The sequence below is a fragment of the Methylobacter tundripaludum genome, assembly GCF_002934365.1.
Lineage (GTDB): Bacteria > Pseudomonadota > Gammaproteobacteria > Methylococcales > Methylomonadaceae > Methylobacter_A > Methylobacter_A tundripaludum_A.
On the sequence record NZ_PTIY01000005.1, the window covers coordinates 204,044 to 229,514 of the forward strand.

Here is a 25,471-nt window from a genome sequence, read left to right on the forward strand (position 1 = left end):
CGTAGCTAACTGAGTAGCCGAAAATTTATTCGTGTCCTTCTTGATGTTTTGCCGGGCTCAAATAACAGACCTTATTCAATGATGACTTCGTCCGATGACGAAATACGCTCTAATCGCTCCATCAACACGTTCCAGTCAACGCGGGAATTATAGCCGAGCACCTCAATCCTGGGCAGGCCGCCGCCGGTGATAATGGCATAGCCTGATTCCCTTGCCTCCACGCCCATCAACTGGCACACGCCGTCATGTAAATAACAGCCCAGACCCAGCTTGTCGTAGCCGAAAGTTTCAAAAAAACTTAAAAAGCTTCTGGACAGAATATCCGAGGCGCCACCGCCGCCGATACTGGCGATATTTTTGACCGCTTTTTGGCTGATCCTGTGCCGTGAATCATCGTTTTCCGGCGTACCCAGCCAAGCAAAAAAACTGACCGGATGCCAATTTTCCATGTACAGCTGCCGGACGTATCCCGATAGCTTGCCGGTAATGCCGCCGAATTCAAATTTGCCGGTCAGCTGATCCAGATCCAGGTTGTTAATTTCCACGTCGCAGAAAAACTTGGGGAAATCGGTAAACAATCCCGAAGAGGCCAGATTACTGACCTTAACTTCACCGTCAAAAACCTTGACGATCAATTCGCCGCCCAGACTCAGCGTTTTATTGCTGTATTCGACTCGGGGAATGTGTCCGCTGATGGTACCCGACAAGGGCGTCCAGTTTAGGGCCAAGGACAGTTGTTCAAGCGATAAGCCGCTTGAATCGCCTTCAAACGACACCTCGGCTTCCTGTTGTTTTTTTGCCTGCCAACTGAATTGATTGATGGCGATTTCGCCGCCCAAAAAAGGCAGCTGGGTCTTTTTTAACAGCCGGATGCTGTCGCCCCGGCTCAGAAACGAGAGACTGGCCGGGCCTATCGGCAAGGCGCGCAGTTGCAAGTGTTTCCAGGCCAATTCCGATGGCTTGTTAAAGGCTTCGTCATTCGCCCAGTTAAGTGTGCCGACGCCGCCCTGAACCTCGCCACGCCCTGTAGCATCAATAATGTCGAGGCTATCAAAGCGTGCCGACAAGGCGGTTAAGGATTGTTGATTAATGGAAAAATCGGCTTTTAAACTGCCTGCGAGCGAGACGCCTTGCAGTACAGTCTGTTCAAAAAACGGTTTCAGGTAAATTGCGGACAAGTCCTGCAAGTTACCGCTGTTCAACGAGAGTTCGGCCTTTTCAATATTTACGCTATTACCATACCGAACGATTGAGCTGCCGCTTAACATCCCGACTTTTTCATGCCGGTAACTGGCGACATCAATTCCGACGCGTTGCTTCGATGCGTCCCAGTCGCCCTGCGCATCCAAAACTATAGCTTGTCCGGCCGCCTCCATATACAGGGGTTCGACATATAACGCACCGCCGTTAACATCGGAATGACTTTGCCATTGCCACAAGCGGTTATTGTTTTGGGCGCTCAAAGTTGACTGCAATGCCAATGCCTCGGCGGCAAACTTCCCGTCTTTGGTCTGCCCGGTCAAATCCTTAAGCCCGGTTGCTAGGGTAAACTCATGTACCTCGGCATGACTGCCGGATGCATGTAACTTAATATCGATTTTGCCGGTTTTCAGTTTGAACCGATCCTGCGGCAATAGCTGTTGAATCAACTTGCCGTCGACAGTTTTGGCGTCAATCTGCAACTGCCACAGCTCGCCCCGCTCTTCGCCGTCAACCGCAACGGTTCCTCCAGCCAGATGCAGATTGCTTAACTTGAACGAACTGCGCTTTTCGGTGACATGAAAAGAAAAGTTGGCGGCCGGCGACTGCCAGCGTTTTGAACGCATCTGGGCTCTGCCTTGTTCGCACAACAGTTCCTTGTTTTGCCAGGTGAATGAAGTACAGCGGATATTGACCAGATTGAGGTCGTTGAAAGGCTTGGGCAGGGTTAACCGCTTGATCGTTAACGCCAGTTTTTGCGGGCTTTGCGGCAGGTCGGTCAAGGCGATATTGACGCCTTCCAATTGCCATTGATCGCCTGAGAGAGTGCCGACATTTAGCGATACGCTGTCCAGTGCGTAGGCAATCGGTGTTGTTGAAACAGCGATGATGACCCAGATTATCTTGGCAAAACGCGCCCACATTAACTTGGCTCAACGCGGCGCTGGAGCGTCAAGGACTGCGTTCCCACGACGGAGCGTGGGAATGATAATAAGGGCGACTGGCTTTCATTAGCCAGGAAAAATACCCGTAGACAAATACCGGTCGCCCCGATCGCAGATGATCACCACAATTACCGCATTCTCAACTTCCTCAGACAAACTCAAGGCCGCATGAACAGCGCCGCCGGATGAAACACCGGCAAAAATACCCTCTTGTGCGGCCAAAGCGCGCGTGACGTTTTCAGCCGATTCCTGATCGACGTCGATAATCCGGTCAACCCGGTCAGCCATGTAGATTTTCGGCAAATATTCCTTGGGCCAGCGCCGGATGCCGGGGATCTTGGACTCGCCTTCCGGCTGCACGCCGATAATCTGGATACCGGCATTCTGTTCCTTCAGGAATTTTGAAGTCCCCATGATCGTGCCGGTCGTGCCCATGGAACTGACGAAATGGGTTATTTGTCCACGGGTATCGCGCCATATCTCAGGCCCGGTGCCTTCATAATGGGCGCGCGGATTATCGGGATTTGAAAACTGATCCAGCACCCTGCCCTGTCCCGCCGCTTCCATTTCCCTGGCCAGATCAATCGCCGCTTCCATGCTGCCTGCGGCAGGCGTCAGGATAATCTCGGCGCCATAGGCTTTCATCGAAGCCCTGCGTTCTTCGCTCATGTTATCCGGCATGATCAAGGTCATTTTATAGCCTTTGATCGCCGCCGCCATCGCCAACGCAATGCCGGTATTGCCGCTGGTCGCTTCAATCAGCCGGTCGCCGGGTTTGATCTCGCCTCTTAATTCTGCATGTTTAATCATGCTCAGTGCAGGCCGGTCTTTGACCGAACCGGCCGGGTTATTGCCTTCCAGCTTAACCAGGATGGTATTGCCGGTATTGCCGGGCAAGCGCTGCAACCTGACCAGAGGTGTGTTGCCGACGAAAGATTCAATGGTTGGAAAAGTCATGGTAGTCATAGGCTCGGTTGTGGGTGACGAGTAAGTTTGCAAATTTCATAATAGAACACGGATAAGGCGGATTAACGAATATGCATAATTTAATATAAGCAATTACCACGAAGAGCATGAAGGACATGAAGACTTAAATCCTTCATGCTTTTCATGTTCTTCATGGTTTAAAAATAAAATCCGTTTAAATCCGTCTCATCTGCGTCATCCGTGTTCTATTTAACCTTCTTATTTATGAAAATGATGCGTCGGACATTGGCCGTTCCTAAGGCTGATGATCGGCCAATTGGCGGCACTCGCAAATTCGCTCAGTTTTTCATCGGGATCGACGGCAACGGGATGATCTACCAGCTTAAGCAGCGGCAGGTCGTTGTGGGAATCGCTGTAAAACCAGCTGTCCTGCATGGTTTCGTTTGAATTTTCCAGCCATGCTTCAAGCAATTTAACCTTGCCTTCCCGAAAACAGGGAATGCCGTCAAATCCGCCGGTATAGCGTCCATCGATAAATTCCGGCGTGGTCGCCAGTAAATTTTCAATGCCGTACAGTTGAACGATCGGTTCTGTCACAAAGCGGTTGGTTGCGGTAATGACCAGCAAGGTATCGCCCCGGTCTCTATGTTTGTCGATCAGCTGTTGCGCCGGTTTTAACAACAAGGGCTTGATCGCTTGCTCTATAAATTGCGCCCGCCATTGATAGAGTTGCTCGGGGTCATTGTCCGCCAAAGGTTGCAGAGAAAAACGGAGAAATTCGACAATATCGAGCGTGCCTTGTTTGTAGTCATCGTAGAATTTGGCGTTGGCGCTTTCATAGCGATCTTTATCGACGATGCCCTGGTCGACAAGAAACTGCCCCCATAAGTAGTCGCTGTCATCGGCAATCAGGGTGTTATCTAAATCAAAAATCGCTAAGCTCACGGTTAGACCTGTCTCGAATAATTAAAAAGAACTGCGCCCTATGGCGTATGCACTTTATTTATGGAACAATGCAGTCATTAATTTAACTTACTGACCTATCTTTATAATTTTACCATCAGCGGGATTAAAGAACTAGGAAAGGTAAAGACACAGGTTTTAACATGATTGACTCTAAAGGATACCGGCCTAATGTCGGGATCATCCTTTGCAATGACGAGGGTCGCGTGTTTTGGGCAAAACGAATGGGTGTAAACTCATGGCAATTCCCGCAAGGCGGGATTAATCCGAATGAAGACCCAGAAGCCGCGATGTATCGGGAATTGTGCGAAGAAACCGGACTGCAGCAACAGCACGTCGAGGTGCTTGGCCGTACCCGCTATTGGCTGAGATACCAGCTGCCCGAGCGCTATATCCGCAAGAATTCCCTGCCCCTATGCATAGGCCAAAAGCAAATCTGGTACATGTTGCGCTTGATAACGCATGAATCCAATGTGCGTTTCGACCAGTGCGCCAAACCGGAATTTGACGACTGGCGCTGGGTGGATTACTGGGAACCGCTTAAAGACGTGGTATATTTCAAGCGCAAGGTTTATCTCAAAGCGATGAGCGAATTGGGCGCTATTCTGACCGCCGACAGCGTGCCGGTTGATCCAGCCGGGTACTTGGCTAAAGAAATTGAAAATCCAAGAGGCAAAAGACGCAAGCGGTAAGCCATAAGCGGCCTTAATAGCCGTGCGTATTTATTTGCAGCTCGGCTAACGGCTCCGGCAAACGAACAACCTCGGATTCAACCCGGCCGTCGGCATACAGCTCTATTAATCGATAACCCGGAGCCGTGTCGTTCACACCGAATTCGGTGCTTCCCGGCACAAATTGAAAGCAGGTTGAAGGTACGCCGAATACGCGGAAGCTTGCCGTCTTTATATCCATGACTTGATGAATATGGCCGGTGGTTATGGCTTTGACTTGCGGATATTTGCCTGCTATCGCCAACAACGCCTGCCTGTTTTCTATGATCATGGTGTCCATCCACGAGCTGTTGGTCTCGAGACAATGATGATGGACGGCGATAAGTGCATGGTGATCCGGTTTTCCGGTTAGGCAGTTTTCAAGAAATCCCAACTCCTCATTCGACAAACGACCTCCCGGCTTTCCAGGTATCTGGCTGTTCAGGCTTATCACCTGCCAGTTATCCAGTAAAACCTGTTTGCGGCAGTTAATCCTGTCGGTATTAAACACCTGCTGCATCAACTCATAATCATCATGATTGCCGGGCAGACAAACACATGGCGTTTCATAGGCTTCAAGGCTGCCTAAGATGCGCCGGTAACTGGCAGGGCAAGGATCCTGCGCCAAATCGCCGGTCAGCAGAATCAAATCGAAATGCTGTTGTTCATCAAAAGCCTGTCGTGAGCTTTGTCGAACGGGCTGTCGTGAGCGGAGTCGAACCGCCTGCTCAAGACAGGCCTGAAAATAATGCTCGGTATTAATTCCCAGCATTTTATCTTGCGGTTCCGCCAGAATATGCAGGTCTGATAATTGCAGAATGGATATGCAGGCGGGACTATCGGTCATCGGCAAATACTATGCAAGGTCTTTACAGAGGACTTTAGAGTTACGTTGCGGGTTATACAACGCCTTGAGCGGATCGGGCAGATCAGCGATCGATGACGATAAAAATCCCCGGTCAATAAACCAGTGCATGGTTTGCGTGGACAACACGAACAATTTTTTAAGCTTGAGTTCTCCGGCTTTACGATAGACATATTCAAGCATCCGATTGCCCCTGGCCGAACCTTGGTAATCAGGATGCACAGCCAGACAGGCAATCGCGCCGAACCGGTTTTGCACATCGGGGTGCAGAGCGGTGCAGCCGATAATCAGGCCGTCGCGCTCGATAACAATGTAGTCGGCGATTTCCATTTCAATTTTTTCCCTGGAGCGTTTGGCCAACTTGCCTTGCTGCTCCAGCGGCTTGATCAACTCCAGAATACCGCCGATGTCGTTCAGCGCGGCCGGGCGCAATTCTTCAAAAGCGGTTGAGCTGACCAGCGTACCGACGCCGTCACGGCTGAATAATTCAAGCAACAGCGCGCCGTCTATCGTTCTGTCGATCAAATGCACGCGGTCGATGCCGGATTGGCAGCTTTGCATCGCGGCTTTGAGCGGCAAGCTGATGCTGGTGGATATATCTGAATGTTGCTGCAAAAAGGCGCCAGCTTCAGCGGTGGTCATTTGCTGGATTTGTTCGCCGTTATCGGGGTTGCAACAACTTTGCTCGGTCAATAAAACCAACTTTTCCGCTTTTAATGCAATCGAAACCGCCGTGGCGACTTGTTCGGCCGACAGATTAAAAACCTCCCCGCTCGGCGAATAACCGACCGGCGAAATCAACACCACATTGTTCTGATCGAGTTGCTGATGAATGGCCGCGCTGTCGATGCGGCGAACTTCGCCGGTGTGGCAATAGTCAATGCCGTCAATCACACCTATCGGCTTGGCGACGACAAAATTGCCTGAAGCCACCTTGATTTTCGCCCCAGCCATCGGCGAGTTGGCCAGCCCCATCGATAACAAGGCTTCAATCTCCACGCGAACCAATCCGGCGGCCTCCTTGACGCATTGCAGCGCCACATCGTCGGTGATGCGGAGGTTATTGTGAAAGCGGGCCGGAACGTCGAGTTTGACGAGCCGCTGGTCAATCTGCGGGCGTATGCCGTGAACCAAAACCAGGCGTATGCCCAGACTGCTGAGCAAGGCGAAATCATGGACATGGTGTTCGAAATCGTCAGCCAGCACCGCTTCGCCGCCGAATGAGATAACGAAGGTTTTATTGCGGTGGGCATGGATGTAGGGAGATGAGTCCCTAAACCAGCTGACGAATGATTTTTGTGCTTCCATGATTATTTGATTAGTGTGAGATGGGTTTTCTTCGTCGGCCAATCCTACAGTACTTGCTATGTCCGAGATTGCCAATAATTTTTTCTTAAATGCATGATAACAATTATTTCTAATTGGTCCGATTTTGTTCTACAAATAATCGCATAATGGAAATGCAGTAGCCTTAAGTTCCGTTGTATGATTTTTCGTACCTTGGTCATATTTCATTTTGCCTCTCGATAAGATTTTCTATCTTAAGCCGTGGTCTGAAATAGGGAGAGTACTATACTAAAAACTTCGCTCCTCAATCCAGGCTTTCCCGGTCAAACGACTGTACGTGTGCTAACGCACAGACGACAGAAAGCGTCTGAGTTAGATTGGTTTCCTGATTAGTGGAGCCATCCTCCCTAGTCACCGCCGACTTCGCTATTACCATTGTCCTGAATTTTTGTACCGCCTGTCGGTTTCCACCAAATATCTCAGGAGAAGAGCATCCGTGTCCAACCAAGTTGCGCCTACTAATAATCGTCTTCTGGCTGCCCTGCCCCGCAAGGATAGAGAACAGCTGCTCGCACATTGCGAACAAATCGATCTCGTTTTTGCCGAGGAGCTCTACCTCGCGGGAGACATAATTCCGTATGTTTACTTTCCGACCGGAAGCTTCGTTTCCTTGATGGCGCCCCTCAATAGCGGCGAAAACTTGGAAATGGGGCTGATCGGGAATGAAGGCATGTTCGGAATTAGCCTGATGCTGGGAGTCGATGTTGCGCCGTTTCACGCTATGGTTCAGGGAGCCGGCCCAGCGCTACGCATAACGGCGACATCGTTTCTACGTGAACTCGAACAGAGCCCCGCGCTACAGCTAAAGTTGAAACATTATCTCTATGTATCGATGAGTCAACTCGCGCAAAGGGCCGTCTGTACCCGGTTCCATCTGGTGAAGGAGCGCCTCGCCCGCTGGCTGTTGATGGCTCAGGACAGAGTGCAATCCGACAGCTTCCATGCCACGCACACACTGATGGCCCATTTGCTGGGTGTACGGCGCGTCGGCATCACCAAAGCGGCAAACTCACTACAGAAGCAAAAGCTCATCAACTACCAACGTGGGGATATCACGATTCTCGACCGTGTCGGTCTGGAAGACGCTTCTTGCGGGTGTTATCGGATTAATAATGAAACCTACGAGCGTATTCTGGGTTAGGCTTAGGCTGCCGCCGATGCCGCTCATCCGTACAATGGCCCAGGCTGGGATACGCGCACTGTAAATATGTACTGAACCTTCCAATTTTCAAGGAAAATTATTTATGAAAAAATTACGCTATACATTGATCCTTCCATGTTTCCTGTTCAGCCTGTATGCATTTGCCGATGAATATCCACTCAACCCGCAGACACAAGGCGATGTTACATTCGTAAGCGGCGGCATTGGTGAGGACGAACGTAATGCCATGAAAACTATTAAAGGCGATTACAATTTGAACCTGTTGTTTGCCGCTAAAGGATCAGGCGAATTTGCTGCCGACCTCAATGTTCGAATTGCCGATGCAAAGGGTAACGTGCTTGTTGAAACCGTAACTGACGGACCTTATCTTTTTGCCCGGCTCAAACCAGGCAATTACATCGTTACCGCTGAGAAAGACGGGAAAGTCATGCGGCAAAAGGCCAGGATAGGCAATAACAGGGCAACCTCGCTGTCATTCTACTGGCCCCAGGAGTAACTCTTTGCTGTGCCGGCCTAAGGTCAAAAATCCTCGTTACGGGCGCGGCGTATGAATCAGGCGTATTCGCTCGGAAAAGTCAGTCGCCTGATCTGCTGCCTGAGCCAAGCTATTGATATAAGCCTGCCGCTGCAATTCAGATAAAGGAAGCTGCTGCTCAAGCAGCTTCGACTCATAGAGATATTCCGGCAGGTAACCGCTCAGCAGAATTTTCCAGGAAAAGGGTAAATGTTCCGTGGTGACCGATGAACGAACCCAAATCGCCGTGGTGCAATTATCCAGCAAGCTATTATAAAACCGAGGCTTTTCGTGCAATTCGTTGATCTTTTTCAGGTAATCCAGAAACAAGCGTTGCCCGTCTTTCTGCGAGCCTTTTATTCGGTAAAGATACCCCGCTTCGGGAGTATTCTTGCGATAGTTGCTGCGCAAGCGGATGACATCGCGCTCGTCGGCTGCGACGTAAATAAGCTCGTATTGGCGGAAAAATCCTTTAAGTGTCGAATATTCCTCATTCAGCTCTTTGCGGGTTTCAATCGAAACAGCCAGATGATCCTGCTCACCGAAATTAAAACTTATGATCGTATGCGCAATGGCAGGCCCCATCCAATAAAAGGCGAATAGATCCACGTCATCAAGCTTGCTTACATCATAGGATTTATCGTAATAAGCCGGTTGATAATCAAATTCAGTCCGGTAATTAAAGTTGCGGATATTATGTACCGTGACGATGTCCCGATCAAAAGTGGCGTAGGGAAGTTGACTGACATCCTTTTGCCAAGCTCGATCATTCGAAGGCGCAATCCCTAGCCACCAAACCAGGATGCCGATAAACACGACTAGATGTCCCGTAACCCATTGAATGCGCCAACGAAACCATAAAACGCCTGTTAATACCGCAAAGCCGAACAGACCGAATGCCGCAGCCACACAGGTTTGGGCCAACCCTGTCCGGGAGTCGCCGTAATATACAGCCAACACGCCCCAGACCGTTGTTCCGATCAGCATCGATGCCAGGAAAAATCCTTTGATGCGTTTATTCATAATTCCGCCCAAAACTTGGCGTGCAACCTCTCGCACCGGAATCGGTGGCTTTCTAAGATTACTTAGCTCCAGAAGGAGCGACGATGCATAAATTGCGTTGCGGGCGGCCGGTTTCAAACATGATAATTCGATTTACAATGTCGTCGGCGCTACTTTGCCCTATCGGGCCGGCGGTAAGCCGATCGGTCACTGCGCTAATCAAATGCACGTAACTCTTGTGCGGCCCGCCACCCAAAGTCGAGTTGATCAACAACTCGGTTTTATCCGGCTCCAGTGCTTTTTCCGGCGCCGCACTGCCCGGATTGCAGGAACCGAAAAAAATCAGGCCGTCTGCCGTTACCAGAGAACTCAGGGATTTTGTGAAATGAAAGAACCGTTCCGGGGATATTTCAACAGATGTCTTTTGATCGAACAGAGGTTCGCGGCAAACTTGTTCGCAGAGCTCAAGCCGGTATCCGCGCTGCTCTTCCGGGCTTGTAGCCAGTCGCTCCGGCGAGCAATAAAGTTGAAAACAGGCGTTATCCAGCGGCTGTATCTGTTTTTCCAGCCCTTTAAGCTGGCGCAGGATGTCGGACGATTTCATCGGCGCCAACTCCGGCCAGCGCGTGACCATATAGTTGCTGAATACGCGGTTTTTTTCGACATCGTAGGTGATGGACAACTCATTCTCAAGTCCCGGTTGCGCCTCGGAAAGCTGAACTAACTCACCTTTGTTCCCCGTTACTTTAAAGTTTTGCCAAAACACGGCATTTTTGAGCACCGGGCCGTCGAAACCGCCGTGACTGATGAACATAACCCGGTCGAAAGGCGGCGAATGCCTCACTATTTGATCGACCTGTTGAAAATAATCCGTCCAGCTCCAGACGTCGCGCAGTTGCGTGACGTTGGCATTGAACCGGTTCCGGTAAAACGCTTCCAGAGTGCGGGCAGGCTGTTCGGACCACCTCGGACTTTCAGTCGTGTGCGGATCCCGGCTCAGTAAAGGCACAAGCAGCACCCGCCTTGGCGGTCGCTGCAAGTTCAAGTCGTTCAATGTTCTATAGAAGGATCCGCACGATATTAGATGACTCGCATCACTGTAAACATCGGCTGCACACATCCACAGCAGTAACAAAGAAACTAAAAAGCGGACGCTTGCGATATTTTTCAAAGTAAAAACCATTACGCGTTGGAATCAAAATTAAGTACAAATTCAGCTTATCAGCAGCCCCAATAAACGATATTCAGTCTATCAAAATGGGGTGCTGTTAGTATCCATCACTGCGAAGCACTAATTCAAGATAAATTCCCTCGTCGCCACGCTGTGCGCGGTAACGAGAACTAGCCCATGACCACCAACACCTGGTGATTTTGTCCGTCATGCAACAGCGGAATACCGTCACTCGCCGTTTGCGCAACGCCGTCCAACTCGATCAATACGATACCCTTCGATACGCCGTCAGGATTGTTGACGGTAATGTCGTAATGAGTTTCTTCGTGTTGATAACTTAAGCTGTAACTGCGCCAGTCACGCGGAATGCAAGGATTGAAATGCATTTTGCCGGCGCGGATATTCAAACCCAACAGCCATTCAATACCCGCACGGTAAAACCATCCCGCAGCGCCGGTGTACCAGGTCCAACCGCCGCGCCGCACATGCGGAGGTACGGCATAAATATCCGCCGCTATCACATAAGGCTCGACTTTGTAGGCATAGACGCCGGCCCGGTTAGCGGTGCGATTGATAGGGTTCAGCATATGCAGAAGATCGACTGCCTGATCGCCGTCTCCGAGCATCGCATAGGCGATAACGCACCAGACCGCCGCATGGGTGTATTGCCCGCCGTTTTCCCGTACCCCCGGCAAATAGCCTTTGATGTAACCGGGATCCAGCAGGGTTTTATCGAAGGGCGGCGTAAACAGCAACACCAGGTCGTCGCCATACCGTATCAGATACTCCCTGGCCGAATTCATCGCCTGCCGCGCCCGCTCTGGGTCGGCGGCGCCGGAAATAACCCCCCAACTTTGAGCCAGCGAATCGATGCGGCACTCGGCGTTGGCAGCGGACCCAAGCGGCGTCCCGTCATCGTAATAGGCGCGCCGGTACCAGGACACATCCCAGCCTTCAGCTTCGACGGCGATTTTTAGCTTGATTACGTGTTCGCGCCAACGTACCGCGCGTTCGGCATCTCCGCGCAATTCCGCCACATCGGCAAATTCCGACAACGTAGCGATCAGGAACCAGGCGAGCCAAACGCTCTCGCCTTTGCCCAAATGCCCCACCCGGTTCATACCGTCGTTCCAGTCGCCGCTGCCCATCAACGGCAAGCCGTGTGCGCCGGTTTTTAAACTTAAATCCAGCGTTCGCGCACAGTGCTCAAACAGGCTGGCTTGTTGCTCCGATGGAGCCGGCTCGAAATAGGCGTCTTCCTGTTCCGGTTCAAGCACAGGCCCTGCCAGGAACGGCGTTATTTCGTCGAGCACAGCCCTGTCGCCGCTCACTTTGACATAGTGAGACACCACATACGGCAGCCAGATAAGGTCATCGGAAAAATGGGTGCGCACGCCGCGATTGGAAGGCGGGTGCCACCAATGCTGCACATCGCCCTCGACAAACTGATGCGTCGCCGCACGGAGGATATGAGCGCGGACAAGATCGGGCCGGGCTACCGCAAGCGCCATGCAGTCCTGTAATTGATCGCGAAAACCGAAAGCTCCACCCGCCTGATAAAATGCGGCTCGCGCCCACATTCGACAGCTCAGGGTTTGATACAGCAGCCAACCGTTCAACATCAAGTCCAGACCTCTGTCCGGTGTTTTCACCTGAATCTTCCTGAGCGTCTTGTCCCAAGATTGTTTCACGCTGGTGAAGGTTTGTTGAATGTCAGCAGCCCGATAACGTTTGACCAACTCACCGGCATGTTCGCGGTCGCTGCCCTGCCCGAACAGGAACACAAGCTCGATGCTTTGATCGATTGCAAGTTCTACCTGTGCCGTCATTGCGGCGCAAGGATCAAGCCCCGCTCCAACGCGATTTTTAAGCGGCCTGGATCGAGTCAAGGCTATCGGCGCATCCAAGCTGCCGTTACGGCCGATAAATTCAGTCCGGTTGCAAGTCCAGGCCGTTTGTAGGCCGGCAAGGTCGACAAAAGCAATGCGCCGACCGAAATCCATATCCAAATGGTTGTAAGCAAACAAGGCTCCGGTCGCCTGATCCAACTCGGTCACAATATAAGGCGCAGTGTTGGTGCGGGATGCGCCTAGCACCCATTCAACATAGGCTGTAACCGACAGTTTGCGCGGGCGGCCTGAATTGTTTTTCAAGGTTAACGTTGAAATCTTGACCGGATCGTCCGAGCTTACAAATTGCAGCAGCTCACTGTGAATCCCGTGGGAAGCATGCTCGAAACGGCTGTAACCCTGGCCGTGCCGAATCACATAGCCGGCGTTATCGACTCGAATCGGCAGCGCCGTCGGCGTCCACAAATCGCCTGTCTCGTCGTCCTGTATATAAAATACTTCGCCGGGAGGATCGCTGACCGGATCGTTCGACCAAGGCGTCAACTGGTTCATGCGGCTGTTCAGGCTCCAGGTGCAACCGCCGCCCAGTTCAGAAACAGTAAACCCGAATTCAGCATTGGCGATCACGTTAATCCAGGGCGCCGGCGTCCATTGCCCTTTGCCCAGCACGATCACATATTCGCGCCCGTCGTCGGCAAATCCGCCCAAGCCGTTGAAATATTCGAGATCCGCAGTGGCGATTAACGGCTCATTCCTGTCAACATCGGGCGCAGACAAGACTTTGGCTTGGATAAAATCCGGCGTAGGCTTCGGATGCCGCGTCAATTGCTCAGCCAAGGTGCCGCGAGTGCTCAACAGCACGGCGCGGGCCGAGGTTTGCAACAGCACGCTCTCCTCCTCCGTGAGCTGATCGGCGCGCAGCACAAAAATATCGCCATACCCACCGTACTCGTGAAGCGCTGTAAAGGCTTGATTTTCCCGAACCATGCCTTCCAATAAGGTCTGCAACTCATTGCTATAGGTAATTTCTTTTTCATTCAAAATCACCAAATCGACGGACAGACATTTCATGCGCCAATATTCATGGGCGCGCAATAACTGATCGGCAATAGCCCTGTCTTCTATCGACGCTAACCGCAGCAATACAATCGGACGATCACCGGAAATACTAAGCCGCCATAAACCGGTAACATTTAATGTGTTCAGTTGCATCAGCTTGCCGTTCGCCCGCAGTGAAGAATCGGCGTAGAGCAATCGATTAGCCAAGGATTGAAATAACTGGGCCTCATCAGGCTTGATGCGTAGATGACGTAATTGGATTTGCGCATGCGTCCAGGCAAGATCGGAAACCCGGTTAAACGTAGCCGCGTTGTGATACTTATCGGCTAAATCTTCAACCACCTCCCGCGACGGGGCGACCAAGGTGGTAAATGTCAGATGAACCGTCGCGCCCGGTTCGATGCCGACCCGTGTACGCAGACTGAAAATCGGATCGAGCACCGCGCCGACCGTATTGCTGAGCGGGCGGCCATCAACCACCGCGGCAGGCGCGCGTAGCGTTTGCCCGCGGCCGCAAAATTTTACCCGGTCGGTTTCATATTGCAATCCTGCACCGAGGTCGTTACACGCCAGCACATGAGCCGCCCAAATTCGCGGATCGTTGCCTGCCCGAGGCCGCCGTTGCGCGATCAATCCGCATGCCTGCGGCAGAAATTCGGTCTGTATGAATAAATTTGAAAATGCCGGATGAGCGCTATCAGCCGTAGGCGGCGCCAATACAATTTCCGAATAGGAGGTCACCTCTATTTCCTGTGTATGCGAGCCGTTATTGGTCAAACTCAAACACCTGATTTCCGCGTCATCTTCCGGTGACACAATGATTTCCAGGTGACTGGCTATAGTCCCGTCTTCGCGGGAGATGCGCACCCGGTCTTCGAGAAAAACCACTTCGTATCGATCGGGAACCGCAGCCGTCGGCTGGTATCCTGCCGACCAAACCCTGCCGTCTGCCAAATTGCGCAAATAGATATAACTGCCCCAACAGTCGCGGGTCACATCTTCACGCCAGCGGGTTACCGCCAGCTTTTCACAAACACTGTAACCCGATCCGGCGGCGGTGATCATCACCGCGTACCGGCCATTGGAAAGTAACTGCGCCGAGGGTACCAGGGACATCGGCGAAGGTTCGCGGCGCACTGCGGGCTGGACTATTTCTTTTACTTCGGCTTCGGCTTGGGTGAAGTCAGGAATGGCGCTGTCAGCACCTTGAGGAACCCGCTCCTGCAGCAGCATTTCGGCTCCCTGAATGATCGGTGTGCTATGGAATCGGCGGCGCATGACGCCATCGTATACGACATTAGCCAAAGCCACCAACGACATGCCTTGATGATGCGCCATATAGCAGCGCACAAACGCCACTTTTTGATGTTCGGCAAGCCGGATCGGGGTGAAATCGAGCGCTTCGAAAAAGCCGTAACGACCCAATGCGCCAAGTTTTTCCAGGCTTTCAAAATTTACCGTAGCAGCATGAGTGTGGTACATCGCCGCCAAAGCGGTGGCATAAGGGGCGATAACCAAATCGAAGGCGAGTCCCCGCTTCATGCCCAGACCGGGTACGCCGAATGCGGAGTACTGATAAGTAAACCAACGATCGCGGCCGTTAAACGCCGATTCGGAAACGCCCCACGGCACCTTGCGTTCCTTGCCGTATTCAATCTGGCTTTGCACGGACAGGCGGCAAGCCTGGTCGAGCAGGCTGTAGCGCGGCGTATACGTCACCAGCGACGGCATCAGGTATTCAAACATCGAGCCGGACCAGGACAACAACACCGTGCCGTTCGCGGTGCGTGTCACCCGACGCCCTAAGTGAAACCAGTGCGTGCTCGGCACTTCCCGCTTGGCGATGGCGATTAAGCTGGTCAGGCGCGCTTCCGAGGCGAGCAGATCGTAATAGCTGTCATCGATAATACCGTCGTCAACGCGGTATCCCAATGAAAACAAGTGCCGGTTCAGATCATAGAGGAAACGGAAATCCATCTCGACAAATAATTGATGCGCCTGTTCCGCCAACGCATCCAGCCGACGGGTCAATACTGTCCAGCGTTGGGCTTCGGGTTGCGCAGGGTCGCCAAGGGGAAGCCGAAAATGTATCGACGAGCCTAGGTTTTCGATGTCGCGCTCGTGAGAATGAATGTCAGCGTGCAGCAGCGTAGCCCAAGCCAACACTTCGCTGTCATCCATCAGTTCGCCACGCTCGGCGGCGTAAGTCCGCGCCAGATCCAACAGGCCGTCGGCGCATAGGGTAATTTGCCGCCACAAACGCAGCCAGTCTTCATGGTTGACAGGGTTACACGCCAACAAACCGCCCAGTTTGTCCGCAGTTTTCTGTAGATCCTCCTGTGTCACTATCAGCATGCGCCGGTCATCGTTGATTTTGGCCAGCGCCGACAACAGCAGTCTGTGGGTATCGGCAATTCCGTCTAACACGACGGAAACCGCATGCGGATGTTGCGTCAGCTCCTTACATCCCTGGATAAGTACCAATAAATGTCCTGCCAAATTGCCGCTGTCTACGGTCGATACATACCTGGGTTCCAGAGGGTGCAGAGTCTGCGTGTCATACCAGTTGTAAAAATGTCCATGCAGTCGCGACATCTTGTTCAGCGTGTTCAAGGTCGCTTCCAGCCGGTCAACCGTATCGATCAGACCCAGCCAGCCGAAATCATGCGCGGCAAGCACGGACAACAGATAGAGGCCGAAATTTGTCGGCGAACTGCGATGGGCAATCACCGGGGCGGGATCTTCCTGAAAATTATCCGGCGGCAGATAATTTTCCCGCTCCGTTACGAAGGTGGTAAAAAACCGCCAGGTACGCCTGGCGACTTGGCGTAACTGCAACGCATCGTCAGGCAGTAATGACTCAGCCGGGTCCAGTCTCGGCGGCAAACTCAGGATATGGGCAATAACAGGAGACAGTAACCACAACAACAAAAATGGCGCGGCAACCGCTATCGAAGCGGAATTGAACAGCAGCACTAACGTAGCGGCGCAAACGACCACGATAGTCACGCTAGCCAGCGGCCTAATAAGGTTCCCCAAAGCATGCCCGGCCAATGTCTTCGCTTGCAGCGCAGTGACCCACCTGAGCAATTTCCGCCGGGTGATAAACAGCCGTACCAAGGTGCTTACGATCGCGTCGGTCATCAACCAAGACTGTTGAGCCAGCATGGCTAACGTAATCAGGCTATGACTCAAGCCCATAAATACATTTTCTGCCGTGACGCGCAACTGGTTACGCAGCGGAATATCGGTGCGAAGCCGCATTCCGGCAGCGATAGCCAGTAAGGCGGGAACGGCTAAGGCTATCAACACTATTCCGATCAACATCCCTTGCGGCGCATTCGGAATAGTCCAAGCCGCCAACAGGGTAAGAAATGCGCCCGGCGCTGAAAAAGTCCGGCGTAAATTATCCAGCATTTTCCAGCGTCCAATCAGCGGCATGCCTTTGCCGAGAGGACCAAAAATCCAGGGCAATAGCTGCCAATCGCCGCGCGCCCAGCGGTGTGAGCGAGACGCGGCTACTTCCGTATGGGATGGAAATTCTTCATACAACTCAATATCGCTGACAAACGCACAGCGGGCGAACACACTCTCGAACAAATCATGACTGAGCAAGGTGTTTTCAGGAACGCGCCCGGCCAAAGCGGCTTCAAATGTGTCGACCTCATACAAACCCTTGCCGCTGTACGACCCCAGCTCAAACAGATCCTGATAGACTTCGGACACGGAGGTCGAATAGGCGTCCATGCCGCACGCGCCGGAAAAAAGCTGATGAAACAACGAGTGTTCCCGTCTTTGCGGGAGGGTCGGCGTGACTCTAGGCTGGAGAATGCTGTAGCCTCTGACGACGCAACGCGTAACCGGGTCCAGAACCGGCCAATTGAGCGGATGGGCGGCCGTACCCACCAATTGCCGAATGGAGTCGATAGGCAGTTTGGTGTCGGCATCCAGCGTAATAACATAACGGACATCCGGCGGAGCAAACGCAGGCTGTCCATGAGTCGGCATAAAGGACGTATCCTGTGCTCCGCGCAGCAGACGATTAAACTCATGCAGCTTGCCGCGCTTGCGTTCCCAGCCCATCCATGTGTTCTCGCCTGGATTCCAGACACGTTTACGGTGATACAGGAAAAAACGCTGCTCCCCGTACTTGGCGTTAAGTGCGTCCACCCCGTCAATGGCGACGCGGAGCAGCAAAGCCTCTTCCGGCAGGGTTTCCTGATCCGCATCCACCCAATCGGATAACAGGGCAAAACGGGCATCGCCGGCCGGGTTGGACAAATAGTGAACCTCCATTTCATCGATTTGTTTTTTCACGTTCTGCTCGCTGACAAACATCGTCGGCACCACCACAAAAGTGCGTAACGTATCGGGGATGCCGTCCTTCAGTTCAAGTCTGGGTAAATGGCGTGGCGGCACCACGGCAATGACCAATCGATTGACCAAGCCCGTAGCAATGTCCGAAGCGGGAAATAAAGCCAGCAGTGTAATCAGGGCGACAGAGAAACCGCCCAGTTCAGCCTCGAAAGCGGCGCCCAAAGGCAGCGCCAACAAGATCAGCGTGCACAGCCCGAGGCTGCCAAGATAAGCAAAAGTCGCATGTTTGATATAAGCACGCAGGAGCTTTTGATAGAAAGTAGGATTAAAGCCGACCTCTTGTTCGAACTCGCCCCGACCGGGACCGATCAAGTAGTAGCCTGGTTCATGTATTTTCTGGTCAGCGCCGGATTCTTTACCGGCACGATCAAGCTTGTCGATAACTTTAGCCGCTATTTCCACCTCGGAATAAGGCGAACGTTTGGCAAGATCTTCAATCGCATGACGGTAACGGTCACGGGTGAGAAAATCCATTGCGCTGTAAACCGGATGAGTGCTCAGGCATTTATCCACCAGACTCGAATCTTCGACGAATTGCGGCCAGTCAAACGCGGAGATGGTGCGCATACTGGTAATAATATTGCGTACAGTCAGGTTTGCAGCAATCTGGACGGCGTGTTCACGATGCACGACTTCATCCAGCGTGACGCCCTGTTCGCCCAGCCATCGATTCAAAAAATCGAGTGCAGGCGGTGTCCCCGGATGCGGCTCGTGCAAGCGTTGTACCAGCTGTACCGCAAAGGCCTGGCGCAAAGGCTCGGCGGGCAAAACCTCTGTCCGCGGCGAAAAATCGGGCTGGTCGGCCTGGTCAATAAACTCATCAGCCAACTGCCGGCCTGCTTGTGAACGCATGATTTTCAACGCCAGTCGACGCAAATTCTCGATCATCACTATGCGTAGCGAGATCGGCAGCGCCCAAAGCTCACCGATGCTGAGCGGTTGAACTTGCTGATACGCACGCATGAAACAAGCCAGCTGCTCAGGAGAAAATCGGCTATCGGTATGAGCGACAAGAGCCCAGGCAATGCCGTAGACGCGCGGATAACCGGCAAGGAAGCCGTCGGTCAACTTGGGTAATTGTTTGTAAAATTTTTCGGGCAGATAGAGATTAATGTCATTGATCTGCTCTTCAATCACATGAAAATTGTCTAACAGCCATTCTGCGGCCGGTGTAATAGCCCGATGTTCGCGCGCCGCCTTGCCTATAGTTTGATAAGCATCAAACAGCACCCTGGAATTCTCTCGCACCCTGGGCATCAGCTTGAGTCCGTCAGGATGAACTTCGGCTTTTTGCGCTTTCGCTAAACTAACGGCATGCTGTTCCAGACGTTCGTTGCTAAATAACTCAAACCGGATGGGTTCATCCTCACCGCCCGGAGCCGCAAGCCTGGGTTTCTGTCTATGTCCGCGTAATTTAATCATCTGTACTCCCTTGTTTTGACCGCGCTCGGTCAAGCTTTACTCCTTTTTTGCAGTCCGCTCGGCTACGAAAACAATGAACGATAATTGGGCGGGAAGTGCATATGCCATGCATCGGCAGGAGATTGAGTACAGCCTGACAGAACTAAAATAAACCCGAAGACTAAATGACGATGAAATCGACAAAGAATCTGTTTTGTGACAAGTCAGTTGCTCGTCGTTTCAGTCACTAAGCAGCAGTCTACTCGCAACATTTAACGCCGTCGGTACGGTAACGCACATAAAACCGCTCGCTGCCAGGCTGCCATGACCTTGCCACTTGCTTGCCTTACTGCGGCTTATGGGGTCAATTGATGATCTGGACCATTTCAATTTTAAAGACGAATACCCCCCTGATTTCCGAATTGAAGGAATATAGTTTCCCTATTACAGCGTAGTATCCACAGTTCCGGTATGTGCTCTACCGTACCGACTACAGCAAATTTCTCGGCTAAAGTGTCTTTAAGGTTCCTGTCGAGCATTCGGCACGAGGCCTGTAATCGGTTGCCGAAGCGGTATCTGATTGCAAGTAAAGCTTATCTCGGCAGACCGTTTGCCCCTGAAGCCTTTCGATGATTTTCATCGGGCTGCTTCAGCCTACTGAAATTATCAATTAACCGGAGATTCAATCATGAAATACCTAATTAAATTTTTTTCCGCATTTCTTTTGGCCTTGACGTTACTGACTGCCGCAGGTTGCGCATCGACGGAAAAGCATGAGGGAACCGGAGAATATGTTGACGACAGCGTCATCACCACCAAGGTCAAAGCAATGTTATTTGATGAGCCCAACCTGAGATCGGGTGAGATCAATGTTGAAACCTTCAAAGGCGTCGTTCAATTGAGCGGCTTCGTGAACTCCAAAGCCGATATTAACAAAGCGGTCGAAATTGCCCGTAGCGTCAAAGGCGTGGAATCCGTCAAAAATGACATGCGTCTCAAATAAACCAGGAAACCATCATGGAAATCACCGACAAAGCAGCTAATCTGGCACATGAAACTTTCGATAATATCGCTAGCGCAACCCATCAGGCCGTCGAAGCGCTGGGTGAAAAAGGTGAGCAACTGCAAAATGCCGAGCAACACTTGATGAAAAATTGCCGCGGTTATGTCCGCGACAACCCCATCACCTCAATAGGTATCGCCGTAGCGGGCGGTTTTCTGCTGAGCCGTCTGTTAAACAATCGCCGTAAACCCGAATGACAAGCCGTTCAAAACTGAGAGGAAGACATCATGGAAACTATAGACAAAGCATCCAATTCCGCACATGAGGTTGTCGATAAGATAGCCGGTGCGAGTAACCAGACAGTAGAAGCACTGGGCGAAAAAACTGAGCAACTGAAAAATGCCGAGCAACAAATGATGAACGATTGCCGCAGTTATATTCAAAACAACCCGGCAACGTCGATGGGTATCGCTGTAGCGGCAGGCTTTCTGTTGAGCCGGCTGCTAAGCGGTCGTTAGACCGGCAAACATTATGGGTACGAACGCCGTAAATAATGATACTCCGGGACAAACTACAACCTGCGCCGACCCGAGGAAAGATTCCGGTGTGCTGGAAGATGCCCAGTCGTTATGGCAGGAGTTACGTGGGCTAAGCCATGATCGCTTCCGGCTCGCCGCTCTGGAAACGCGGCGGGCCGGGGAAAGCGTGGTGGCTATGATAGTAGCGGGGATCATCGTCGCCCTCTTGCTGAGCAGCGCGTGGCTGGGACTCCTCGCGGCCGCCGTGTTGTGGCTAATCGAGCATGGCGGTGTGGCGGCGGGTAGCGCGATACTGCTTGCCGTCGCTTTCAATTTACTGCTAGCACTGCTTCTATGCGGCGTGATACGCCGCAAAAGCCATTATCTACAATTTCCCGCAACTCTCCGCAGTCTTAGGCTCTTATCCCCAGAGCCGCATGACAAGGAAAAATCATGAAGGCGGCCTACCTTTTAAACCGGAGTAAATCCAAGTCTTTGACGGCTCAAATCAAGGATGCCGAACGACAGGTGTTGGATCGTCAACAAAAGATCGGTATCCGCACCACTATATTGATTCGGAAGATACATCAACAGATGACCGCTCCAGCTACTTTGCTGCTGGCGGGCGGCATAGGATTTATTATTGGCGAACTCACCAAGCCTCGGACATCCAAAGTCCGCGGCACTATCAATAAGCTTGAGGCGACCGAAACTACACCCTTGAAAATCGCACTGAACCTTGTAACTTCGGCTCGAACTTTATACACGGCTTTGCCGCTGGCCTGGATAATCAAATCCTACTTTCAGCCCGGTGTAGCAGGTCAAGCGCCCGAATATCAATCCCATCCGATGGCGGCTTCCAAGGCAACGGGTGTGCGCCGAAGATCGAGGCAATAGCATTGCTTTTCAACCTCCCACATTGTATTGCCTGTTTCGGTATCCGAATCAATTCTCCAAAGCCCGGAACACAGCTAATCAATTGGACAAAAAAAATGCCCTCCTGATCTTTAATGGGGGCATCATAGAGTTCCTAATGGAGGAGGATAGTTAAATCTTTCAACGCTTTCGTAAAACGGCTCACCTGGAACCCAGATGCTATCTATCGAATAGCTACTATTTTCAGTCAGTTAATAATATAAAATTGTCAATATTTTTCTGTACGTTGCCGCACATAACCGTAACTTTTTGTCTGGAGTTAAGTTGAACAACGCTGTTCACGCTGGTTTCACCAGCACATCGACATGACTTAAAGAGCTATGATGATCTGTCGGCATCTAACGTGGTCTTGCCATATCTGAGATCATTGAACGGCGGGCTATATTTGCCGCCGCCCCTTGTGACGCTAAAGTTATTGCGCGGCTTTCAGATGTGTTACAGCCTCTTCAGCTCTAGCTCTTCCTGCTCGCAAAAAGCAGGAGTGCGCCGCCTGCCGCTACCGCCGTCACACCGGCCCAGACCGGAACATTGACTGTCTCAGTGTCTTTAACCGTCAGCTCTAACGGGCCTAACTTGGCTTCCTGCGTTTCCCGTGTGTAGCTGAATTGACCGTACACCAGCCCTAACAGGCCGGCTATAATCAGTACGATTGCCATAATCTTGACTGCGCCCATCTTGTCTCTCCTAAATATATATGATGCCCTTAAGTAAGCGGCGCTTACTATAAAACCGGTTGCTTCCAATGTGCCGGTTCCCAAACTGAAGAGAGTGTCAAAGTGTTAAGAATGTGGAGTGCAAACCTGGATTTGCACTCCAACGCTTCTTTAAAAAGCAATACATTAAAAAATATAAAACTATTTTTGAGTCGGTTTACACAGTACTTTCACACTCTCTGAAGCGTGGGAACGGTTTGATGCGTACTCCAGACCGTCTGAGCCTAGCGGAATCGCTCAGGCCGACACCATGCGGCATAAATTCATCCAGTATGGTTACAGGACACGTCGGCCTTGAATGACGCGCAACACGATCACGATAATCGCGATAACCAACAGAATGTGAATAAATCCCCCCAGTGTGTATGAGGAGACCAAACCCAGTATCCAGAGGATGACTAAGAGGATTGCAAGAGTTTCTAACATTTGTTCTTCTCCGTAAGAGGCCGTCAATTGACGGCGATATAACGCACAGACAAACAGATGAAGTATTGCCGAAAGTCAAAGCGATGCTCGCCCAATCAACGGCAAGTTCAAGTTCATCTCCTATTAAAATCGCATCCCGTTGCAGTCGTACAGCCGTCCAACTTGGCTGTACAACGCAGCAGCTCTCGTATTAATCGTCAAGTTTATCCTTGATATCTTCCTTGAGATCACCAAAGCCCTTCTGGACCTTGCCGACGACCTTTTGAATATTTCCTTCCACCTCCATACCCTCGTCGTCCAGCAACACGCCGGCGGCTTCCTTGACTTTACCTTTAGCTTCTTCGACTCGGCCTTTTATTTGATCTTTGTTCATGACTGTCTCCTGATGTGTTAGTTCAAATTGAAACGTGGAATGATGTTTTCCAACGCTCCATTAAAACAATACATGTAAAACTGAATGGGGTCGGTACGGCAGCGCACATAGATTAAGTATTTTCTCAGGGGCTAGATGATGCCCAATAACACCAACACCAGTAAGATGATCAGCACCAGCCCAAATCCACCGGTGGGACCATAACCCCACTGCCGGCTATGTGGCCAGGTTGGCAGGACGCCAACAAGCATAAGAATAAGAATGATGAGTAAGATTGTGCCAATTGACATGATAGTGCTCCTGTTTGAAAAAGAACGTGACTAAACGGCGCGGCCTGAGACCGTGAGATCGCCATTCACGTAAGGGTATGGTGCGTTAACCCCAAAATACCCACAACGATTAAATACACGGCTACGAAATAATTTAAAAACCTCGGAACCAGCAAAATTAATATGCCTATTACCAATGCCAGTAAGGGTTCGATTGCAATATTCATCGGAGTTATCCTTCAAGTTAAATCAAATAAAAGTTTATGGGCAAGATTGAACAAAGTCTGTACGGTATCGAACACAAAAACGTCATCGCCGGATGGTCAATATACCTAACGTGGGACAATGTCGCCGTTTGCGTCGGAGAGGATTATTTCCACGCGGCGGTTCAATTGCCGACCGGCCGCCGTGTTGTTGCCCGCAACCGGATACGCATCGGCATAACCGCGCGTCCTGATGCGGTCACCGCTGATCCCCATGTCGTTCAAAGCCGTCCGCACGGCATAGGCGCGTCGGTCAGACAGCGCCTGATTGGCGCTGTTACTGCCGATGCTATCGGTGTGACCTTCAACCAACACCTTGTATTGCGGGTATTGATTGAGGAAGTCAGCCAATTTTTGCACATTACGCAGACCGCCTGCTTGCAGCTGCGCCTTGTTGGTGCGAAACAATACGTCGCCGCTTAGCGTAATCACCAGGCCGCGCTCGGTTTTCTTGGCATTCAACTCTTTGAGCAGCATTTCCTGTTGAGCAATAATGGCTTGGTCACGCTCCGAATTGGCGCCGGCAACCGCCAATTCGGTAGCTTGACGGTCGACGGTTTGCTGCGCATAGGCCGCCTGCTGTTTAGCCGCATCGGCTTCAGCCGTTCTCGCATCAAGGCGGACCGCGTTGCGTTTGGCGGCGGCGTTGGCGACCGCTGATTCAGCGGCTTTCCGCTTGGCGGTTTCCTCGGCGATTGCCACTTGCTGCTTGGCTAAGTAGGCCAGATGCTCAACGGTATCATCGCTTTCACCTTCGCTTAAGGCATAATCCGCCTTGTTCAGGGAATCGTCGGCTGTTTTCAATTCGACCGCTGCCAGATTCGTGACTTCGGGATTGGTTCGTGCATTGTTGTAACTGTTATGCGCTTCGGTGAGGGATGAGTTTTTCGGCATCGAACTGCAACCGGAAACAATCGCGACAGCGATCAGGGTCATGGGGAAATATTTATTATTTTGCATAATGAGCTCCATTGATGATTATTGGGCGTTACGTTCGATTTCTTGTTGCAGCACGCGGTTACCTTCCTGCAATTCTTGCGCTGCTTTCTGTGCCTTGGCTGAACGCGCCGTTACCGCAGCCAGTTGAGCATCGACCTGAGCTTGTTCCGCCAATTGCCGGGCGCGCAAATAATCTTGCTCCGTCATGGCCCGCTCGGCAGCATCCATTTTTTCCATCGCGGATTTAAGCGCCTGAGGTGTAAACTCATTGCCTCCAGCACTGGTTGCATTGCTGACTGCGACCTTGGAAACGGCCATCTGTTCTGTGGGTGCGGGAATGCTCGCACAACCGGCTATAAAGATTGCAACAGCCGCGCTTACACCGATGCCGCGCATCATTTGAAACGATCTGAGGAGGTCTGTTTTTTTCATGATTTGTTATCCTTTGAGTTAAATGCCGAACACAATCGTTACAATGAATTAGGTATTACATTGCAGCGACTTCCACTTTCTATACCGAAATCCGGGTGAGTCTATTG

At 51.6% G+C, this 25,471-nt stretch carries 23 protein-coding genes; 8 read left to right on the top strand and 15 right to left on the bottom strand.

Annotation, left to right across the window (positions count from 1 at the left end; all coding sequences use genetic code 11):
• Positions 1 to 71 precede the first annotated feature (71 nt).
• From B0F88_RS08120 to B0F88_RS08130, 3 genes are all read right to left on the bottom strand, one after another.
• Complete coding sequence (locus B0F88_RS08120; RefSeq protein WP_104423442.1) at positions 72 to 2,123, bottom strand: C4-dicarboxylate ABC transporter; 2,052 nt, start codon at positions 2,121 to 2,123, stop codon at positions 72 to 74.
• An 87-nt stretch (positions 2,124 to 2,210) separates the two neighbouring features.
• Positions 2,211 to 3,101, bottom strand: coding sequence for a cysteine synthase CysM (cysM, locus tag B0F88_RS08125; RefSeq protein WP_104423443.1), 891 nt, complete (start codon positions 3,099 to 3,101; stop codon positions 2,211 to 2,213).
• Between the two features lie 228 nt (positions 3,102 to 3,329).
• Complete coding sequence (locus B0F88_RS08130) at positions 3,330 to 4,016, bottom strand: histidinol-phosphatase (protein WP_104423444.1); 687 nt, start codon at positions 4,014 to 4,016, stop codon at positions 3,330 to 3,332.
• Between the two features lie 161 nt (positions 4,017 to 4,177).
• On the opposite strand from B0F88_RS08130, the gene B0F88_RS08135 reads away from it, so the two are divergent.
• Positions 4,178 to 4,726 (top strand): RNA pyrophosphohydrolase, encoded by a 549-nt coding sequence (locus tag B0F88_RS08135; RefSeq protein ID WP_104423445.1) that lies wholly within the window; start codon positions 4,178 to 4,180, stop codon positions 4,724 to 4,726.
• A 13-nt stretch (positions 4,727 to 4,739) separates the two neighbouring features.
• Here B0F88_RS08135 and cpdA read toward each other — a convergent pair whose 3' ends face one another.
• Positions 4,740 to 5,591 (bottom strand): 3',5'-cyclic-AMP phosphodiesterase, encoded by an 852-nt coding sequence (cpdA, locus tag B0F88_RS08140; protein WP_104423446.1) that lies wholly within the window; start codon positions 5,589 to 5,591, stop codon positions 4,740 to 4,742.
• 9 nt (positions 5,592 to 5,600) lie between these two features.
• Complete coding sequence (argA, locus tag B0F88_RS08145; RefSeq protein ID WP_104423447.1) at positions 5,601 to 6,917, bottom strand: amino-acid N-acetyltransferase; 1,317 nt, start codon at positions 6,915 to 6,917, stop codon at positions 5,601 to 5,603.
• A 475-nt stretch (positions 6,918 to 7,392) separates the two neighbouring features.
• Between argA and B0F88_RS08155 the strand changes: the two genes are divergently transcribed.
• Positions 7,393 to 8,097 (top strand): Crp/Fnr family transcriptional regulator, encoded by a 705-nt coding sequence (locus B0F88_RS08155; protein WP_104423448.1) that lies wholly within the window; start codon positions 7,393 to 7,395, stop codon positions 8,095 to 8,097.
• 103 nt (positions 8,098 to 8,200) lie between these two features.
• Complete coding sequence (locus tag B0F88_RS08160; protein WP_104423449.1) at positions 8,201 to 8,614, top strand: hypothetical protein; 414 nt, start codon at positions 8,201 to 8,203, stop codon at positions 8,612 to 8,614.
• A gap of 36 nt (positions 8,615 to 8,650) precedes the next feature.
• Here the strand turns inward: B0F88_RS08160 and B0F88_RS08165 are convergent, their stop codons facing one another.
• The 3 genes from B0F88_RS08165 to B0F88_RS08175 all read right to left on the bottom strand — a co-directional run bounded on the left by B0F88_RS08165 (position 8,651) and on the right by B0F88_RS08175 (position 19,513).
• A complete protein-coding gene (locus tag B0F88_RS08165; RefSeq protein ID WP_104423450.1) occupies positions 8,651 to 9,655 on the bottom strand; it encodes an Lnb N-terminal periplasmic domain-containing protein in 1,005 nt (334 codons plus the stop codon).
• Positions 9,656 to 9,713: 58 nt separating this feature from the next.
• On the bottom strand, positions 9,714 to 10,673 hold the full coding sequence (locus tag B0F88_RS08170; RefSeq protein ID WP_258076597.1) for a hypothetical protein: 960 nt from the start codon (positions 10,671 to 10,673) through the stop codon (positions 9,714 to 9,716).
• A 302-nt stretch (positions 10,674 to 10,975) separates the two neighbouring features.
• Complete coding sequence (locus B0F88_RS08175) at positions 10,976 to 19,513, bottom strand: GH36-type glycosyl hydrolase domain-containing protein (RefSeq protein ID WP_104423452.1); 8,538 nt, start codon at positions 19,511 to 19,513, stop codon at positions 10,976 to 10,978.
• 667 nt (positions 19,514 to 20,180) lie between these two features.
• Between B0F88_RS08175 and B0F88_RS08180 the strand changes: the two genes are divergently transcribed.
• The 5 genes from B0F88_RS08180 to B0F88_RS08200 are packed head-to-tail and all read left to right on the top strand — an operon-like array spanning position 20,181 to position 21,910.
• Positions 20,181 to 20,495: a BON domain-containing protein gene (locus B0F88_RS08180; protein ID WP_104423453.1), complete on the top strand. Its 315-nt coding sequence runs from the start codon at positions 20,181 to 20,183 to the stop codon at positions 20,493 to 20,495.
• Positions 20,496 to 20,509: 14 nt separating this feature from the next.
• Complete coding sequence (locus B0F88_RS08185; protein ID WP_104423454.1) at positions 20,510 to 20,752, top strand: DUF883 family protein; 243 nt, start codon at positions 20,510 to 20,512, stop codon at positions 20,750 to 20,752.
• A gap of 30 nt (positions 20,753 to 20,782) precedes the next feature.
• The gene (locus B0F88_RS08190) at positions 20,783 to 21,013 is read left to right on the top strand and encodes a DUF883 family protein (protein ID WP_104423455.1); all 231 of its coding nucleotides are present in this window, start codon (positions 20,783 to 20,785) and stop codon (positions 21,011 to 21,013) included.
• Positions 21,014 to 21,026: 13 nt separating this feature from the next.
• Positions 21,027 to 21,470 (top strand): phage holin family protein, encoded by a 444-nt coding sequence (locus tag B0F88_RS08195; RefSeq protein WP_104423456.1) that lies wholly within the window; start codon positions 21,027 to 21,029, stop codon positions 21,468 to 21,470.
• Positions 21,467 to 21,910 carry a hypothetical protein gene (locus tag B0F88_RS08200; protein ID WP_104423457.1) on the top strand — a complete coding sequence of 148 codons (444 nt, stop codon included), beginning with the start codon at positions 21,467 to 21,469 and terminating at the stop codon, positions 21,908 to 21,910. The genes B0F88_RS08195 and B0F88_RS08200 overlap by 4 nt, the downstream gene beginning before the upstream one ends.
• Positions 21,911 to 22,401: 491 nt before the next feature.
• On the opposite strand, the gene B0F88_RS08205 is transcribed toward B0F88_RS08200, so the two are convergent.
• The 7 genes from B0F88_RS08205 to B0F88_RS08235 all read right to left on the bottom strand — a co-directional run bounded on the left by B0F88_RS08205 (position 22,402) and on the right by B0F88_RS08235 (position 25,364).
• Complete coding sequence (locus tag B0F88_RS08205) at positions 22,402 to 22,623, bottom strand: hypothetical protein (RefSeq protein ID WP_104423458.1); 222 nt, start codon at positions 22,621 to 22,623, stop codon at positions 22,402 to 22,404.
• A gap of 315 nt (positions 22,624 to 22,938) precedes the next feature.
• Entirely contained in the window at positions 22,939 to 23,088 is a 150-nt protein-coding gene (locus B0F88_RS08210) for a lmo0937 family membrane protein (protein ID WP_104423459.1), read from the bottom strand.
• Between the two features lie 190 nt (positions 23,089 to 23,278).
• A complete protein-coding gene (locus B0F88_RS08215; RefSeq protein WP_104423460.1) occupies positions 23,279 to 23,461 on the bottom strand; it encodes a CsbD family protein in 183 nt (60 codons plus the stop codon).
• A gap of 131 nt (positions 23,462 to 23,592) precedes the next feature.
• Complete coding sequence (locus B0F88_RS08220) at positions 23,593 to 23,751, bottom strand: DUF3309 family protein (protein WP_104423461.1); 159 nt, start codon at positions 23,749 to 23,751, stop codon at positions 23,593 to 23,595.
• Positions 23,752 to 23,816: 65 nt separating this feature from the next.
• On the bottom strand, positions 23,817 to 23,957 hold the full coding sequence (locus tag B0F88_RS08225; RefSeq protein ID WP_006889773.1) for a DUF3096 domain-containing protein: 141 nt from the start codon (positions 23,955 to 23,957) through the stop codon (positions 23,817 to 23,819).
• Positions 23,958 to 24,062: 105 nt separating this feature from the next.
• A complete protein-coding gene (locus B0F88_RS08230; protein ID WP_104423462.1) occupies positions 24,063 to 24,953 on the bottom strand; it encodes an OmpA family protein in 891 nt (296 codons plus the stop codon).
• 18 nt (positions 24,954 to 24,971) lie between these two features.
• Positions 24,972 to 25,364, bottom strand: coding sequence for a DUF4398 domain-containing protein (locus B0F88_RS08235; RefSeq protein WP_258076598.1), 393 nt, complete (start codon positions 25,362 to 25,364; stop codon positions 24,972 to 24,974).
• Positions 25,365 to 25,471: the final 107 nt, after the last annotated feature.

Coding starts and splice junctions, on each gene's coding strand:
- cpdA (WP_104423446.1), bottom strand. CDS start 5,591: ATGACCGATAGTCCCGCCTGCATATCCATTCTGCAATTATCAGACCTG.
- cysM (WP_104423443.1), bottom strand. CDS start 3,101: ATGACTTTTCCAACCATTGAATCTTTCGTCGGCAACACACCTCTGGTC.
- B0F88_RS08165 (WP_104423450.1), bottom strand. CDS start 9,655: ATGAATAAACGCATCAAAGGATTTTTCCTGGCATCGATGCTGATCGGA.
- B0F88_RS08195 (WP_104423456.1), top strand. CDS start 21,027: ATGGGTACGAACGCCGTAAATAATGATACTCCGGGACAAACTACAACC.
- B0F88_RS08175 (WP_104423452.1), bottom strand. CDS start 19,513: ATGATTAAATTACGCGGACATAGACAGAAACCCAGGCTTGCGGCTCCG.
- B0F88_RS08180 (WP_104423453.1), top strand. CDS start 20,181: ATGAAATACCTAATTAAATTTTTTTCCGCATTTCTTTTGGCCTTGACG.
- B0F88_RS08120 (WP_104423442.1), bottom strand. CDS start 2,123: ATGTGGGCGCGTTTTGCCAAGATAATCTGGGTCATCATCGCTGTTTCA.
- argA (WP_104423447.1), bottom strand. CDS start 6,917: ATGGAAGCACAAAAATCATTCGTCAGCTGGTTTAGGGACTCATCTCCC.
- B0F88_RS08230 (WP_104423462.1), bottom strand. CDS start 24,953: ATGCAAAATAATAAATATTTCCCCATGACCCTGATCGCTGTCGCGATT.
- B0F88_RS08135 (WP_104423445.1), top strand. CDS start 4,178: ATGATTGACTCTAAAGGATACCGGCCTAATGTCGGGATCATCCTTTGC.
- B0F88_RS08235 (WP_258076598.1), bottom strand. CDS start 25,364: ATGAAAAAAACAGACCTCCTCAGATCGTTTCAAATGATGCGCGGCATC.
- B0F88_RS08160 (WP_104423449.1), top strand. CDS start 8,201: ATGAAAAAATTACGCTATACATTGATCCTTCCATGTTTCCTGTTCAGC.
- B0F88_RS08190 (WP_104423455.1), top strand. CDS start 20,783: ATGGAAACTATAGACAAAGCATCCAATTCCGCACATGAGGTTGTCGAT.
- B0F88_RS08225 (WP_006889773.1), bottom strand. CDS start 23,957: ATGAATATTGCAATCGAACCCTTACTGGCATTGGTAATAGGCATATTA.
- B0F88_RS08205 (WP_104423458.1), bottom strand. CDS start 22,623: ATGGGCGCAGTCAAGATTATGGCAATCGTACTGATTATAGCCGGCCTG.
- B0F88_RS08210 (WP_104423459.1), bottom strand. CDS start 23,088: ATGTTAGAAACTCTTGCAATCCTCTTAGTCATCCTCTGGATACTGGGT.
- B0F88_RS08185 (WP_104423454.1), top strand. CDS start 20,510: ATGGAAATCACCGACAAAGCAGCTAATCTGGCACATGAAACTTTCGAT.
- B0F88_RS08200 (WP_104423457.1), top strand. CDS start 21,467: ATGAAGGCGGCCTACCTTTTAAACCGGAGTAAATCCAAGTCTTTGACG.
- B0F88_RS08220 (WP_104423461.1), bottom strand. CDS start 23,751: ATGTCAATTGGCACAATCTTACTCATCATTCTTATTCTTATGCTTGTT.
- B0F88_RS08215 (WP_104423460.1), bottom strand. CDS start 23,461: ATGAACAAAGATCAAATAAAAGGCCGAGTCGAAGAAGCTAAAGGTAAA.